Genomic DNA, 14510 nt, shown 5'->3' with positions numbered 1-14510 from the left:
CGCCACTCACTATTCGCTTTTTCATGTCCCTCCCCTCCTCCGTCGACGTCGCGATCATCGGCGCTGGTGCCGCCGGCCTCGGCGCGGCGCACGCGCTGGCGGGCCGTGGCCTCTCCGTCATCGTGCTGGAGGCACGTGACCGGCTCGGCGGCCGGGCCTGGACGGTGCAGGCCTCACCCGAGGTGACGTTCGACGTCGGCTGCGGCTGGCTGCATTCGGCCGACAAGAACTCTTTCGTGCCGATCGCGCGACAGCTCGGTTTCGAGCTCAACAAGGACCTGCCGCCCTGGCGCGAGCGGGCCTACGGCAATGCCTTTCCGGAAAGCGAGCGCGACGATTTCATGCGCGCAATGGACGCGTTCTATGAGCGTCTGTGGGAAGCGGCGCAAACAGGTAAGGACGAGGCCGCGAGCTCGCATTTGGAGCCCGGTAATCGCTGGAATCCGATGATCGACGCGATCTCGACCTATATCAACGGGTGCGAGCTGAAGGATATGTCGACGCTGGACTGGGACGCCTATGAGGACACCAACTTCAATTGGCGCGTCCGCCGCGGCTATGGCGCGCTGATTGCGGCCTATGGTGCGCCCTGCCCGGTGGCGCTGAATTGCAATGTCGCGCTGATCGATCATTCGGACAAACGCGTCCACATCGAGACGTCGCGGGGCGCGCTGACCGCGGACAAGGCGATCGTCACCGTGCCGACCAATCTCATCGCGGAAGAAGCCATCCGCTTCTCGCCGCCGCTCCCCGCAAAGGTGAACGCAGCGGCGGGCCTGCCGCTCGGCGTCGACGATAAGGTGACGCTGGCCCTCGATGACGCCGAGACCTTTCCGACAGAAGGCAATCTACGCGGCGCCACCATGCGCACGGAGATGGGCACCTATCACATCCGCCCGTTCGGCCAGCCCTGCATCGAGGGCTTTTTCGGCGGCAGCTTTGCCCGCGCGCTGGAAGATGCCGGCGACGGTGCCATCGCCGCCCAAGCCATCAGCGAGATCGCGGGTTTTCTCGGCAACGATATCCGCCGCAAGCTGAAGCCGCTGTATGAATCGCGTTGGGCCCGCGATCCCTTTGCGCGGGGGTCGTATTCGCATGCGCTGCCCGGCCATGCCGGCGACCGTGCCGTGCTGGCTGCGCCGGTGGATGCACGTCTGTTCTTCGCGGGCGAGGCGACGTCGCCGACCTTCTTCACGACCGCGCATGGTGCACGGGACAGCGGCGAGCGGGCGGCGAAGGAAGTGCTGGCGGCTCTGGGCAAGCCTTAGCTGCAAGCTCCGTCATTGCGGGCTACTCGATCACTCGCGCTCGCAAATCCGCATCTGGCACGAAGCAGGCGTCATACTTTCCGAAGATGCGATAGCGGTTGCGCGCGACGAGGCTGTAGACCGCATCCCGCAGCGGCTTCGGCAACACGAATAATGCGCGCACCCAGCGCCAGCCTGGGAGTTGCGACAGCACCGTCAGCACAGCATCCGACTTCATGAACACCTCGCCGCCGTGGACAACCGCGTTGGTGTCGGGATCATCGGGGTCGATGCCGAACGTGCGCGCGAGCCGGGCGCCATAATCCGACTGGATCGGCGTGAACCGAAACTGCCTCGCCGTGTCGCGCTTGGCCACGAAGCGGACCCAGCGTGAGCAGAAGATGCAGACGCCGTCGAACAGAATGACGTCGTCCTCAGGCCATTTGGGCATCAGACTCTCTTTTTGACGCGTTTTCTTCACGCGAACCGGAATCCACTTCGCTCGAAAACGCTATCGGTTATCCAGCATCAGGAGCGCGACGACCATCAAGACGATCGCCGGCCCGGTCTTCACCAGCGCGCCAAGCGGCTCGATCCAGAGGTCGGGCGTCAGGATCGCCGCGCCCAGCATATAGCCGAGCGAAGCGAAAATACCCGCGACCAAGCCGATCGCAGCCGTTCGGCGGAAGGCGATCAAGACACCGATGCTCATGTCCATCAGGCTGGTGCCGATGGTGATGGGATCAACCAGCGCGGGCGGAAAGTTGTGCGCGGTCAAAATGCCGGCGGCGGCACCGTAGGACACGAACAAGGCGATGAAACCGGACACGACCCAGAACGCGACCAGGCTTGCGAAAATCAGCGCCTTGACCAGGAACAGGCGCGCGAACCATTTGTCCTGGATGCTGGCAGGATGGCGTCCGATCGCCTCAGCCAGATGCTTCGGCGCGATACCCGTCGCGGCGCTCCACGCTGACGGATCGCCAGTCACGCCGCGACGCAGCTCGGCAATGGCGGTCGAGCGCATCGGCGGCGTCCAGCCGAGATAGCAGGCGACATCGCCGAGTTTCACGCCGAGATCGAGCAGGAAGCGGGGCATCGCGATGCGCGGCCAGCCGTCCGTGCCGAACGCATGGCGAAACGGCTTGATGACGCCGGCCATGGTGATCGGTTCGGCCTGCATCAGGTCCCAGCTCACCGCCCTCAACGAGGCATCGTCGATGTCGCGCGCGGCGAGCCAGGCGATGGTCGCCGTAATATCCTCGATCGCCACGGGCTGAAATGGCGTTGCCATGTCCTTGGCCGGCAAATCGATCGGAAAGGCTGCAAGCGCGCGGAGCATGGCGCTACCGCCATAGGCTGACGGTGCGACCACGAAGCCGGGCCGCAGGATGGCATGAGGAATGCCGCTAGCCCCGATCAGGCGCTCGGCCTCGCGTTTGGTCGTAGCGAAGGCGGTGCGGTCCGCCTCCGCGGAGCCGGGGATCGAGATGTGCACCAGCCGGATTGCGCGGCCGCTGCCGCCGATCGCCCGAAGCAGTCGCGCGACGAAATCGCGATGCACCGCGCTCGTGTTGCTGCCGGGGCCATCCTGGAGCACGCCGAGACAGTTCACGACGACGTCTACCGCGTGCTCGCTGAGGAGACGCGTCAGCGCGGCCGTGTCGAGGATGAGGATCGGCAGCTCGATGTCCAGCGCGCTCATCCTCTGCGCCGGCGACAGGCTCCGCGCCACGCCGACGACGCGAAAGCCCCGCGTGCGCAGATCGTCGGTGACGAAGCGGCCGATCAGGCCGGAGGCGCCGAGCACCAAAACGGTTCGCTCACTCATCGCTTCTCTCAAAACGGTTTCGCGATCATCAGCCACAGGATGGCCATCGTCGCGCCGAAGCCGGGGAAGCCGAACGCGAACCAGCGGCGGAATAGCACGAGATAGCGCTGTGGGAGCGCACTGCGCTGCGCAGCAGCCTTGCGCGCGAGGTCGCGCATCTCGATCTGCATGAATACGACCGGCACCCAGAACAAGCCGGCAATCGCGTAGAGCGCGAGTGAGGCCAGCAGCCAGCGCTCCGTGATCGAGGTCGCCGACAGCATCATCAGCACGCCGCCGCTGACCGGCTGGAGGATCACGGCCGACAGCGTGAAGATCGCATCCGCGATGACCACGACCGAAGCGGTGCGGGCGATGAACTCCGGGTCCTGCGTGCGATGCGCCATCAGCATGAAGAAGGCGATGCCGGTCCCGGTGCCGAGAATGACGATGGCGCCGAGGACGTGAACAAATTTGAACAGGAAATACAGCGTCATGGCTTCTTGGTCGCCACAGGCTTGGGCGGGTTCAGCGCCCGCGCGAGCTCGCCGCTGGCGGCTTTGACGCCGGCTTCGGTTTCGATCATCCAATGGCCTTCGCTGCCGACGGCCGGCAGCGGGCGAAACTCAGCCTTGCCGCCCGTGCCGCGAAACGCATCGACGAGTTTCTGCGAGAATGCCGGCGCGAAATAGCTGTCATTGGGCGCAACGAGCCAGGTGACGGGAATGCGCGCGGTCTTGCCGAATTCCGCTGCGGCGGCGAGCAGGGTGTGCGGCGCGCAGATTCGGTTCGGCTCATCATTGGCATGGCCGCCGCGTCCCGGTGCAAACACGGTGATGGCGGAGATCACCTTCGGATCGGCACCGGCGAGCGCCAGCGCACCCCATCCGCCGGCGGAATGGCCGATCACGATCGCGCCATCCTTGCGGATGAAATCCTGCTTTTGCAGCTGGACCAGCGCCAGTTTGATTGCGTCGGCCGTTGCGCGGCCCGAGCGCGTGTAGTCGGGCTCGCCGCAGCCGCCCTGATCCTCGAGGTAGCGGCCGCCGGTGGCACCATGGCCTGGCCGCTCCGGCACCAGCACGGCAAAGCCGCGCGCGACGAGATAGCCGGCGAGCGGGCGGTATTCCGGCTGCGGCATTTGCACCCGACGTAGCGTGTTCTGCGTCGAGGCGTGTGCGATCACCGCGAGCCGGAACGGACCTGGGCCCGAGGGGCGAAACAGCAGGGCATGCGCAGCAAGATCGGTATCCGGCGTTGGCACGCGCCATTCCTGCCGACGAAACGGTTCGCCCTCCTCTCCCGATGGACCGAACCTGACCTCTGCGCACAGAGGCGGCGCGGTGAGCAAGGCCAGCAGAGGCAGGAGCGCGATGGTATTGAGGAGCCGCATGAATTGCCGAGGGCGAACAAGAACAGCGACAGGCACACTAGTAGGAACGAATCACAATGAGCGGACTTTCTGCGGTGCCCATTGCCGTTCCTTCGTTGCCGCAAGCAACAGGAGTTTTGCACCGACGGCACGCACGCAGGTGCCCTCGGAGTTGCCGTCCTGTCTTTTTTCGGCACAACTCGGTTGAAATACTGATGCAGAAAGTCCACAGGTTAACCGATAATTAACGATAGGTCTTGCCGCCGGCGCGGCGACTTGGTTTGATCGCGTCCATGAGCACAACCCTGATCGAGGTCCGGCCGGCCAAAGCCGCAGATGCAACTGCGGTGGCGTCGACCCATGACGAAGCCTGGCGTTCGGCCTATCAGGGCATCATTCCCGGCGCCGAGCTGGAGAAGCTGATCAACCGCCGCGGTCCGCAGTGGTGGGACAGCGCGATCCGCAAGGGCAGCCGTGTCAGCGTGCTGGTGTTCGGTGACAAGATCGCCGGCTATGCCAATTACGGCCGCAACCGGGCCCGCAGCCTGCATTTCGACGGCGAGATCTACGAGCTTTATCTGCGGCCCGAGTTTCAGGGCCTCGGCTTCGGCCGCCGCCTGTTTGCCGCCGCCCGCCGCGACCTGATGCAGAGCGGGCTGAAGAGCATGGTGGTGTGGGCGCTCTCGGACAACGATCCCGCTACCGAGTTCTACCGCGCCCTGGGTGGTCGCATGGTGGCGCGCTCGTCGGAGCGTTTCGGACCGAAGGCGCTCGACAAGGTTGCCTTCGCTTGGACCAATTGAGCTGCTGAAACCCTAGCCGGGCAGCGTTCCCATCCGTCGATACCGCAGGCCGCTTGCGCCGGTGATCGCCGGATTCATTATTTCACAAAAACGCGATGGATCAGCGGGCCAAGCCCGCGTATGACAGCGCCAAAATCGCTGCCGGGCGCGATTTATCCTCGGCAACAACGGAGCCTTGAATGCGTATCGATGCGGTCTCGATCGGAAAGAACGTCCCCCACGACGTCAATGTCATCATCGAGGTCCCCGTGGGCGGCGAACCGATCAAGTACGAGATGGACAAGGAGGCCGGCACGCTGGTGGTCGACCGCTTCCTCTACACGCCGATGCGTTACCCCGGCAATTACGGCTTCATCCCGCATACGCTGTCGGATGACGGTGACCCCTGCGACGTGCTGATTATCAACACCCGCGCCATCATCCCCGGCGCCGTCATGAGCGTGCGCCCGGTCGGGGTGCTGTTCATGGAGGACGAAGCCGGCGGCGACGAGAAGATCCTGGCGGTGCCGTCGTCCAAGCTGACGCAGCGCTACGACAAGGTGAAGTCGTATTCCGATTTGCCTGACATCACGCTGCAGCAGATCCAGCACTTCTTCGAGCACTACAAGGATCTCGAAAAGGGCAAGTGGGTGAAGATCCTGCGCTGGGGCGGCCCGGAGGAAGCGCACCAGCTGATCCAAGAAGGCATCGAGCGCGAGAAGAAGAAGAAGGGCTGATCCGCACGGTCATTCCGGGGCGCGTCAGAGCGAACCCGGAATCCAGAGGTCGGGGCGCGAGATTCCGGGTTTGGCTCTGCGAGCCGCCTCGGAATGACGCTCAACTACACCGCCGGCTTCGGCAGGCCGGCGATCGCGCAGGCCGCGCGGAGCGTGTTCACCAACAGGCACGCCACCGTCATCTGGCCGACACCGCCCGGCACCGGCGTGATCGCGCCGGCAACGGCAAGCGCTTCCTGATAGGCGACATCGCCGACGAGGCGCGTCTTGCCGTCCTCCTTGGGGATGCGATTGATGCCCACATCGATCACGGTCGCACCCGGCTTCAGCCAGTCGCCGCGCACCATCTCTGGTTTGCCCACTGCTGCATAGACGAGGTCCGCTTTCTTCACGAGGCCAGGCAGGTCGCGCGAGCGCGAATGCGCGATCGTCACCGTGGCGTTCTCGTTCAACAGCAATTGCACGAGCGGGCGGCCGACCAGGTTGGAGCGGCCGATGACGATGGCGTTCATGCCTTCGAGCGAGGCGTGCACGCTTTTGGTCAGGATGATGCAGCCGAGCGGGGTGCAGGGCGACAGCGCCTCGAAGCCGCCAGCGAGCCGGCCGGCATTGTTCGGATGCAGCCCGTCGACATCCTTGGCGGGGTCGATGGCGTTGATGACCGCTTCGGTGTTCAGCCCCTTCGGCAACGGTAATTGCACGAGAATGCCGTGCACGGAGGGATCCCGGTTGAGCTTTGCGACCAGCGCCAGCAGATCTGCCTGCGAGACGTCGGCCGGCAGCTTGTGCTCGAACGAGGCCATGCCCGCGGCCTGGGTCTGGGTGTGTTTTGAACGGACATAGACTTCGCTGGCGGGGTCGTTGCCGACCAGGACCACTGCAAGGCCCGGCACCAGATTGTGCTCGCGCTTGACGCGGGCGACCTCCTCGGCGACGCGGCCACGGAGTTCCGCCGCAATGACTTTTCCATCGATGATATCAGAGGTCATGTCCGTTCTCTCAATCTGTCGGTTTGGCCGATGTGAGCTGGCGCAGGGTTTCGCCGAGACGCGCCGGATCGCCGTCGACCGCGATCTGCTTCAGCCGCGACGTGGCTCCGGATAGCAGCTTTACATTGCTCTTGGGCACGCCGAGCGATTTCGCCAGCAGCGCCAGCACGGCCTTGTTGGCCTCGCCGCCATCGGCAATGGCGCGCACCCGCACCTTGAGCACGCTGCGGCCATCCGAAAGCTGCTCGATCCCGTCGATGTCGTCGCGGCCGCCGCGCGGCGTCACCCGCAGCGCGATGCTGATTCCTGCGGCCGAGTAGCGCCAAGGGTCCTTAGGGCAAGGCTCCTGACAACAAGGCTCCTTGTTGGCAACCAAGGCGCTCCCGCCCGCTTAGACCACGTTCGGGTAGATGTAGTACAGGATCACCCGCTCGATGAACATGATGATCAGGATCAGGATGATCGGCGAGATGTCGAGACCGCCGAGGCTGGGCAGGAAATTGCGAATCGGCGCCAGCAGAGGCTCGGTGATCCGGTAGAGGAACTCCGCCACCGCCGACACGAACTGGTTACGGGTGTTCACCACGTTGAAGGCGATCAGCCAGGACAGGATCGCGGAGGCGATCAGCAGCCAGACGTAGAGGTCGAGCACGATGATGACGATGTCGAGAACGGCACGCATGGCTTATGAGGCCTCTGGCTTTTGGAAACTCTGGCTCGGTCGGGATTGACGCCCCGTTTGCTAGATATCGGTTCCGTCAGGCCCAAACAAGGGAAGTCGGCACCCTGAGAGCTAAAACCGGGTTACGCCCGTCCTTGACTTGACCTTGGCGGGGACTTAAATGGCGCCCGGTTGTCGGCCGCGTTCACCAGAGCGGCCAGCAAAGGGGCCATAGCTCAGCTGGGAGAGCGCGTCGTTCGCAATGACGAGGTCGGCGGTTCGATCCCGCCTGGCTCCACCACGCTTCGCCCTTCGGGCTACGCGTGGCGCAGCCGCGCGGAGCCCGAAGAGTGAAGCGTGGTGTCCGGCGAAGCCCGCAGGGCGAAGACGGACTGTCTCCTCACACTCCTCCCCCTACCTCCCCGTAAACCTCGGCGGCCGCTTCTCCATGAAGCTCGCCACGCCCTCCCTGAAATCACTCCCGTTCAGCGCCACCATCATCTCCCGGTTGGCCTCGATCGTCGCCTCGGCCAGCGTCTGGAACGGCACCTCGTAGAGCTGGCGCTTGATCACGGCCATCGCGCTCGGCGAGACGAAATCGGCGAGATCGCGCGCGTAAGTATACGTCTCTTCACGCAGCTTCTCCGGCGAGCAGAGCCGGTTGACCAGCCCGATCCGCAGTGCCTCCTCGCTCGACACGCGCCGCGCCGAGAGCAGCAGATCCAGCGCATTGGCGTGGCCGACGATGCGCGGCAGCATCCAGCTGATGCCGTGCTCGGCGATCAGGCCGCGCCGCGCGAAGGCGGTGGTGAACACGGTGTTGTCGGCGGCAAAGCGAAGGTCGCAATAGAGTGCATGCACCAGTCCAATGCCTGCCGTCGCGCCGTTCAGCATGGCGATCACAGGCTTCTTGATCGAAGGATAATAGCCGTACCGCGTCTGCCAGTCTGGCCGGCGATTCATGTCGAACGGCGGCAGGTTCGAGGCGCGCCTGACGTCGTTGGGATCGAGGCCCTTCAGCGCATCCATGTCGGCGCCGGCGCAGAAGGCGCGGCCCGCGCCGGTGAGGACGATGACGCGGACATTGTCGTCGGCGCTCGATGCCTCCATCGCGTTGCGCACGTCGCGCTCCATGACCGGCGTCCATGCATTCATGCGATCGGGGCGGTTGAGCGTAATGGTCGCGATCTTGTCGCTCACCTCATAGAGAATGTGTTCGTAGGCCATGACGCTCTCCCTTGTTTGCCGGCACGCGTTCGCACGCGCTCGTTAGAAGCGAGCCTAGCATACCCCGGGATGGGAGAAGGACTTGCGCCAAGGACCTGCGCCAAGGACTTGCGCCAAGGACTTGCGCGAAGCCGCGATCACTCGGCGGCTTGCGCCAGCATCGGCCGGCGCTCCAACCAGCCGTCGAGGAAATGATCGAGCCAGGCGCGTTCGGCGACATCGTAGACGGCGCGATCCGCGAAATGATGATGCCGCTGCCGTGCACCGGGCGCGCTGAATCCGTCATAGCCGCGCGTGGTCCAGCGGCACATCATCGCATAGGTCACATCGGGGTGGAACTGCACGCCGAAAGCATTGCCCGTGCGGAACGCCTGCACCGGGAAATCATCGCCTTCGGCGAGCAAGTCGGCGCCTCCAGGCAGCTCAAAGCCCTCGCGATGCCAGTGATAGACCTGCGCCGGCCAGTGCGGGCAGAGCGCGCGGCCCGCGGCGGTCGGCCTGATCGGGTAGTACCCGATCTGCGTCAGCGCCTGCGCATGCGGCGCGACACGGGCCCCGAGCTGCATCGCCAGCATCTGCGCCCCTAAGCAGATGCCGAGCAACGGGCGCTGCTCGCGGAGCGGAATTTCGATCCAGTCGATCTCACGGCGAATGTAGTCGTCGGAATCATTGGCGCTCATCGGCCCGCCGAAGATCACGGCCCCGGCATGCTGATCGAGCGTCTCGGGCAGGGGATCGCCGAAGCGAGGACGGCGGATGTCGAGGCGGTGGCCGAGCGCGCGCAACGCATTGCCGACGCGGCCGGGTGTCGAGCATTCCTGATGCAGGACGATCAGAACCGGCAGCCGGGTTTCAGCGGCGGCGACGCTCGCCGCCCTCTGTGGGAAGGCGACCACCTCTGCGCCACCAAACCTGTCCGTCCGGAACGACATGGCCTCTGCGAGTGCTATCGGTTCAGACCGCCAGCATAGCTAAGCGATGGTTAACATCGTGTGAGTTTGCGCACACACGCGCACGTCTGGAAGCAAGCTCCGGGCCACTACGGACGCGGGCGGCGGCGTTCAGCGCCGCTGCCGCTGGAACCGGCTAGTGGCCGCCAGGATGAAGCCGCGTGGGAAGAAGCGCAGCGCGAACGGCACAATCTTGTTGCCGAGGCCGGGCAGCACTGCCCGTTTGTTGGCCATCAGAGCGCGATACGCCTCCCGCGCAACCTCGGCAGCTGAGACGTTGAGAAAGGCCGTATCATGTTGCGAGCCGACGCCGGCGCGGGCCTGGAATTCCGTGGGGACCGGGCCCGGGCAAAGCACGGTGACACGGACGCCGCGGGGAGCGAGCTCCGCCCGCAATGCTTCGGTGAAGGAAATCACATAGGCCTTGGATGCGTAGTACACGGCCATGCCGGGGCCGGGCAGGAAGCCTGCAACCGAGCCGACATTGAGAAGACCGCCCTTGTTCCGGATGAGCTGATCGGCGAAGCGCAGCGACAGATCCGTCAGGGCGCGGACGTTGACATCGACGATACCGAGCTGCGCGACGCGATCGCGCTCGATGGCATCGCCGAATACGCCGAAGCCGGCATTGTTGACGAGATGATCGAGCTCGACGCCTTCGGCGGCAAGTGTCGCGGCGATCCTCTCACCGGCATGCGGGTCCTCGAGATCGCAGGCGATCACGATCGGCTTCTTGCCACCCTTGGCGGCGATCTCGTTCGCGAGCGCTTCGAGCCGATCCACCCGTCTCGCCGTCAATGCGAGGCGATGTCCATTGGCGGCAAACACACGCGCCAGCTCCATCCCGATGCCCGCCGAGGCACCGGTGATCAACGTTACCCGCTCATTCACGATCGAAGTCTCTTGAATTGAAGTCTGTGGTCCCGGCAATACCAGAACGAGAGCATAAGCCGTGCGCGCCAGGCAAGCGGCGCTGGCAGCATGGCTGCTTGTGAGAGCGACAGTGGAAGCAGGAAAGACCGGTATTTGCAGTCGAATCCGCAGAAGCGGGGGACCGCCGGGCTTATATTAAAGTTTCGTCATGTGGCTCGCAGGCCAGGCAATCCGCCGGGGACCGGTCCGACGGCGCGATCCTTGACCTGGCCACCGGCACGCTCCGCAATGGCGTGCTTCAGCTCGATCCGGTCACGCTGGGAGATGCCGAGCAGGTCGGACGCGCGCCAGACCACATTGTCCTCGAACTCGCTGACCTCTCCGTCGGCATAGACCAGCTCCCACATCATCTGCACGATCCGCTTGCGACCCGCTTCGTCGAGCGAGCGCATGATGACGCTGGTGAAGTGATAGAGGTCGACGGCCTCGCCTTCGACCTGGGTGGCGTCGGCGATGAGACGGTCAGCGGTGCCGCGGTCGAGCCCGAAATGGCTTTCGATCAGGCTGTGCAGCTTGCGCTGCTCGGCCGCGCTCGGCTGGCCGTCCAGCGAGACCACATGGACCAGCAGCGCGGTCGCGGCCAGCCGGTAATCGCTGTCGCCAAATGCGCGGTCCTGGGCTTGGGGACCGACAATGTCGGCGATGAATTGGCGCAAGCCGTCGAGCATAGGTCCTACCGAGATTGATGACGCCGCAAGGAGCGCGGCCGTTACCAGCATTATATGAGCAAGAAACCCAACCGGCGCAACGTGCGTCAGTTCCGCGCGCGTATTACGTTTCGGCAATCTGGGCGCGCTTTCTGCCGTGATGGCCGGCCTCGACCCGGCAATCAAAGCGTCACCGCGAGGAAGGACATTCATGCCCGGGCATGACGGTGAAGGATGTAAAGCGCTTTTGTTTCCCACGGAGCTAGAGACTGCGGCGCAGCCCACAAGCTCACGGTATCTCGTACACCACCATCTTGTCGGCGATGCCGCGCAGCGCGGCCTGCTTCTGGATCGGCTTGATCGCACGCTGCTCGAGCACCTCGGCGACTGCGGGAGCGTCCAGCACCGGGCCGGTGATGTGGATCTCCTGCGCGGTCGACAGGCTCTGCACGCGGGCGGCGATGTTGACGGTCTGGCCGAAATAATCCTGCCGCTCGTTGAGCATGACTGCGAGGCAGGGGCCTTCGTGGATCCCGATCTTGAGAATGAGGTCGTTGGCGCCGCGCTGCTTGTTCAATTCGTCCATCGCGGCGCGCATGCGCAGTCCCGCGGTGATGGCGTGCTCGGGCCTGACGAAGGTCGCCATCACGGCATCGCCGATCGTCTTCACGACCGCACCCTTCTCGGCGGCGATGATCTCCAGCAGCGCGCGAAAATGCGCCCGCACGAGATCGAAGGCATTGAGGTCGCCGACCCGCTCATACAGCGCCGTCGAACCCTTCAGGTCGGTGAATAGGAACGTCAGGGACGTGATCTTCAGTCGCTGGTCGACATTGAGGTTGTCGGCCTTGAAGACGTCGCGGAACGTCTGGTTGGACAGCATGCGCTTGGCGGTCAGGATCGGCTTGCGCTTGCCGATCATCTCGTGCAACGCGTGGTCGGCAATCCAGACCGAGGGCAATACGCGACTGTCCGATTGGTTCTCGAGCATGAGACGCAACGGTCCGGGGCGCATCACGGTGGTCCCCGTCGGCGCCTCCAGCTTGTTGAACATGATCGACAGCTGCTGACGCTCGCTGGTCGGCTCACCCTGAACGTCCAGGAAATGGGCGGAATGGGTGACCGGCTCGAACACGATGATGAACTGGCTCGGCAGATTGAGTGAGAGGATCGCCTTCTCGCCGGCGGGCAATTCGAGGGCTTCGAGCGTTACCTGGTTGATCAGGCGGGAAAAGGATTCGTCGTTGATGTCGACGCCTGAGCTCCAGAACATCTGCCGCACATACTCCCAGATCGGCAACGTGTCGGGATCATGAGCACCGATGCGGCGGACCCGCGGGCTGACGGTGAAGGCCACTTCGACCATCTCGTCGACGGAGGCCTCGTATCCGGCGGCGCAGAGCGCGCAATTGTAGTCGTCGTGCTTCAACGACTTCAGTGTGGCGTGCGCGCCCAGCACGCCTCCGCAGCCGGGACACAGCACGTTCCAGCTCATGTCGAACAGGCCGAGCCGCGAGGCGTGCAGGAAGCCGGAAATGACCTTCTCCTGGTCGAGCCCGGTCCGGTCGGCAAAATCCAGCGCATTGATCCGGTTGAGATCGCGATCATGACCGTTGGCGATCAGCTGCGCGATGGCCTCCACCACAACGGGATCGGCGGTCTGCTTCAGAACGGAGAGTTGGGCCTGGATGTCGCTCATGGCGAAACTCTATGTAGGCTGGATCACGCCAGCGGCCAGACGCGAGCCTGTCACCGACGCGTGATGCGGAACAGGGGTGAATGGTCCGGCTGGGTGGTGACGACGCCGAGCGGAATTACGGGGGTCGCGGGGTCGGCAAGCTCGATTCGGTACGCTCCGATCAGCCGCGCCAGCGCCAGCACGGATTCGGCTTGGGCAAACGGTGCGCCGATGCAGACGCGCGGACCTGCACCGAATGGCAGGTAAGCAAAACGGTCCGGCGCCTCCTGCGACATGAAGCGCTTTGGAATGAATGCGTTCGGCTGATCCCACAGCTTCTCGTGCCGGTGCAAGAGCCAGGGCGCGATCATGATGATGTCGCCCTTGCCGATCTCGACGCCCGCCGCATTGTCCCTATCGCGCGCGGCACGCGCGACCAGGAAGGCCGGCGGATAGAGCCGCATGGTTTCGTCGATCACCGCGCGGGTGAATTTCTGGCGATCGATGTCGGCCATGCTGTCGAGATGCTCGCCGCGGGTCTCGGACGCCACCTCCTCCTGCGTATCGGGATCGAGCGCGAGCAGGTAGAGCGCCCAGAACAGCGCCGTCGCCGTGGTCTCATGACCGGCGAGGATCATGGTCGCGACCTCGTCGACCAGCTGCTCGTCGGAGAAGCCCTGGCCCGTCTCGGGATCGCGTGCCTCGTCCATGAGATCGAACAAATCGCGCGGCGGCGCACCGTCCTTCTTGCCCGCCTTACGCCGCTCGGCGATCAGCATGGCCACGAACTCGGTCCAGCGCTTGCGGAAACGGGCGCGGGCAAAATCCATCGGGCTCGGCCAGGACACCGGCAGCACCATGTCGAGGAAGTACGGACGCCCCAACCGCGCGGCATATTCCATGATGAAGTTGCGCAGGGTTGCGCCGTGCTGGTCCATGCCGAACGAGAACATCGTGCGACCGGCGATCTCGAGCGTCATGCGCTGCATGATCGCGCGCAGGTCGACAGGCTCACCGGTTTGCGCGTCCAGCTTGGCGATGGTTTCGTCGAGCACGGCCGTCATGTGCGGAACGAGGTTTGCGGTCGCGCGCGGCGTGAAGGCCGGCGCCAGCGTGCGGCGCTGAAACGTCCAGGAATGACCTTCCGCGATCAGAAGGCCGTCGCCGAGAACGGGGCGCAGCATGCGGATGCCGGCCGGCGTGCGCGTGTAGTTCTCGTAATTGCTGAGCAGCACGTGCCGGATCGCGTCCGGCTGGTTCAGGATGAAGCTATTGCGGAAGAAGAAGCGGCCAGAAATGACCTCTTCCTCGTAGGCGCGTTGACCCCAGGTCGCGATCATATTCTGCCTGATGACCGCGAGCCGGCCGAAGAACGACATATCGTCGGGCGCTCGCGGAGGAGCCGGAGGGGTGATGGGCCGACGCACGCTGGCGATATTCATGGCTCTCTCCCGCAAGGTGGGACGCAGGTAAATAG

The 14510-nt window shown here is 64.5% G+C and carries 16 protein-coding genes and 1 tRNA gene; 4 read left to right on the top strand and 13 right to left on the bottom strand.

Features of this window, described 5'->3' with window-relative positions; translation table 11 throughout:
- Nucleotides 1–23 precede the first annotated feature (23 nt).
- Nucleotides 24–1268 carry a flavin monoamine oxidase family protein gene (locus XF30_RS04250; RefSeq protein WP_109142007.1) on the top strand — a complete coding sequence of 415 codons (1245 nt, stop codon included), beginning with the start codon at nt 24–26 and terminating at the stop codon, nt 1266–1268.
- 22 nt (nt 1269–1290) lie between these two features.
- Here the strand turns inward: XF30_RS04250 and XF30_RS04245 are convergent, their stop codons facing one another.
- The 4 genes from XF30_RS04245 to XF30_RS04230 are packed head-to-tail and all read right to left on the bottom strand — an operon-like array spanning nt 1291 to nt 4450.
- Nucleotides 1291–1698: a thiol-disulfide oxidoreductase DCC family protein gene (locus tag XF30_RS04245; RefSeq protein ID WP_036024199.1), complete on the bottom strand. Its 408-nt coding sequence runs from the start codon at nt 1696–1698 to the stop codon at nt 1291–1293.
- A gap of 60 nt (nt 1699–1758) precedes the next feature.
- Entirely contained in the window at nt 1759–3078 is a 1320-nt protein-coding gene (locus tag XF30_RS04240; RefSeq protein ID WP_036002855.1) for an SDR family oxidoreductase, read from the bottom strand.
- An 8-nt stretch (nt 3079–3086) separates the two neighbouring features.
- Nucleotides 3087–3554 carry a DUF2269 family protein gene (locus tag XF30_RS04235; protein ID WP_109142006.1) on the bottom strand — a complete coding sequence of 156 codons (468 nt, stop codon included), beginning with the start codon at nt 3552–3554 and terminating at the stop codon, nt 3087–3089.
- Nucleotides 3551–4450, bottom strand: coding sequence for an alpha/beta hydrolase family protein (locus tag XF30_RS04230; RefSeq protein ID WP_057025833.1), 900 nt, complete (start codon nt 4448–4450; stop codon nt 3551–3553). Before XF30_RS04230 ends, XF30_RS04235 begins: the two co-directional genes overlap by 4 nt.
- Nucleotides 4451–4722: 272 nt before the next feature.
- Here XF30_RS04230 and XF30_RS04225 point away from each other — a divergent pair, with 272 nt between their 5' ends.
- Together XF30_RS04225 and ppa are read left to right on the top strand one after the other, a co-directional pair.
- On the top strand, nt 4723–5232 hold the full coding sequence (locus tag XF30_RS04225) for a GNAT family N-acetyltransferase (protein ID WP_024338772.1): 510 nt from the start codon (nt 4723–4725) through the stop codon (nt 5230–5232).
- 179 nt (nt 5233–5411) lie between these two features.
- Nucleotides 5412–5948 (top strand): inorganic diphosphatase, encoded by a 537-nt coding sequence (ppa, locus tag XF30_RS04220; protein WP_036002867.1) that lies wholly within the window; start codon nt 5412–5414, stop codon nt 5946–5948.
- 104 nt (nt 5949–6052) lie between these two features.
- On the opposite strand, the gene folD is transcribed toward ppa, so the two are convergent.
- Genes folD through XF30_RS04205 form a run of 3 tightly spaced genes read right to left on the bottom strand, consistent with a single transcriptional unit; the run spans nt 6053 to nt 7619 of the window.
- The gene (gene folD / locus XF30_RS04215) at nt 6053–6937 is read right to left on the bottom strand and encodes a bifunctional methylenetetrahydrofolate dehydrogenase/methenyltetrahydrofolate cyclohydrolase FolD (RefSeq protein WP_109142005.1); all 885 of its coding nucleotides are present in this window, start codon (nt 6935–6937) and stop codon (nt 6053–6055) included.
- Nucleotides 6938–6947: 10 nt separating this feature from the next.
- On the bottom strand, nt 6948–7313 hold the full coding sequence (locus tag XF30_RS04210) for a DUF167 domain-containing protein (RefSeq protein WP_051056859.1): 366 nt from the start codon (nt 7311–7313) through the stop codon (nt 6948–6950).
- Between the two features lie 15 nt (nt 7314–7328).
- Complete coding sequence (locus XF30_RS04205; protein ID WP_036002872.1) at nt 7329–7619, bottom strand: YggT family protein; 291 nt, start codon at nt 7617–7619, stop codon at nt 7329–7331.
- A gap of 204 nt (nt 7620–7823) precedes the next feature.
- Here XF30_RS04205 and XF30_RS04200 point away from each other — a divergent pair.
- Nucleotides 7824–7899: transfer RNA gene (locus XF30_RS04200), tRNA-Ala, on the top strand.
- Nucleotides 7900–8012: 113 nt separating this feature from the next.
- Here the strand turns inward: XF30_RS04200 and XF30_RS04195 are convergent.
- The 6 genes from XF30_RS04195 to XF30_RS04170 form a co-directional block, all read right to left on the bottom strand.
- Nucleotides 8013–8825 (bottom strand): enoyl-CoA hydratase, encoded by an 813-nt coding sequence (locus tag XF30_RS04195; RefSeq protein WP_109142004.1) that lies wholly within the window; start codon nt 8823–8825, stop codon nt 8013–8015.
- A gap of 137 nt (nt 8826–8962) precedes the next feature.
- Nucleotides 8963–9757: a glutamine amidotransferase gene (locus XF30_RS04190; protein ID WP_109142003.1), complete on the bottom strand. Its 795-nt coding sequence runs from the start codon at nt 9755–9757 to the stop codon at nt 8963–8965.
- 129 nt (nt 9758–9886) lie between these two features.
- Entirely contained in the window at nt 9887–10666 is a 780-nt protein-coding gene (locus XF30_RS04185; RefSeq protein ID WP_109142002.1) for an SDR family NAD(P)-dependent oxidoreductase, read from the bottom strand.
- Nucleotides 10667–10854: 188 nt separating this feature from the next.
- Nucleotides 10855–11376 (bottom strand): tellurite resistance TerB family protein, encoded by a 522-nt coding sequence (locus XF30_RS04180; RefSeq protein ID WP_036002890.1) that lies wholly within the window; start codon nt 11374–11376, stop codon nt 10855–10857.
- Between the two features lie 268 nt (nt 11377–11644).
- Entirely contained in the window at nt 11645–13054 is a 1410-nt protein-coding gene (locus XF30_RS04175) for an adenylate/guanylate cyclase domain-containing protein (protein WP_109142001.1), read from the bottom strand.
- 50 nt (nt 13055–13104) lie between these two features.
- Nucleotides 13105–14475: a cytochrome P450 gene (locus XF30_RS04170; protein WP_036002897.1), complete on the bottom strand. Its 1371-nt coding sequence runs from the start codon at nt 14473–14475 to the stop codon at nt 13105–13107.
- Nucleotides 14476–14510 lie beyond the last annotated feature (35 nt).

Source organism: Bradyrhizobium sp. SUTN9-2, from assembly GCF_003122645.1.
Classification (GTDB): Bacteria; Pseudomonadota; Alphaproteobacteria; order Rhizobiales; family Xanthobacteraceae; genus Bradyrhizobium; species Bradyrhizobium yuanmingense.
Note: the sequence above shows the minus strand (reverse complement) of the source record. Positions and strands in the feature narration are given on the sequence as shown.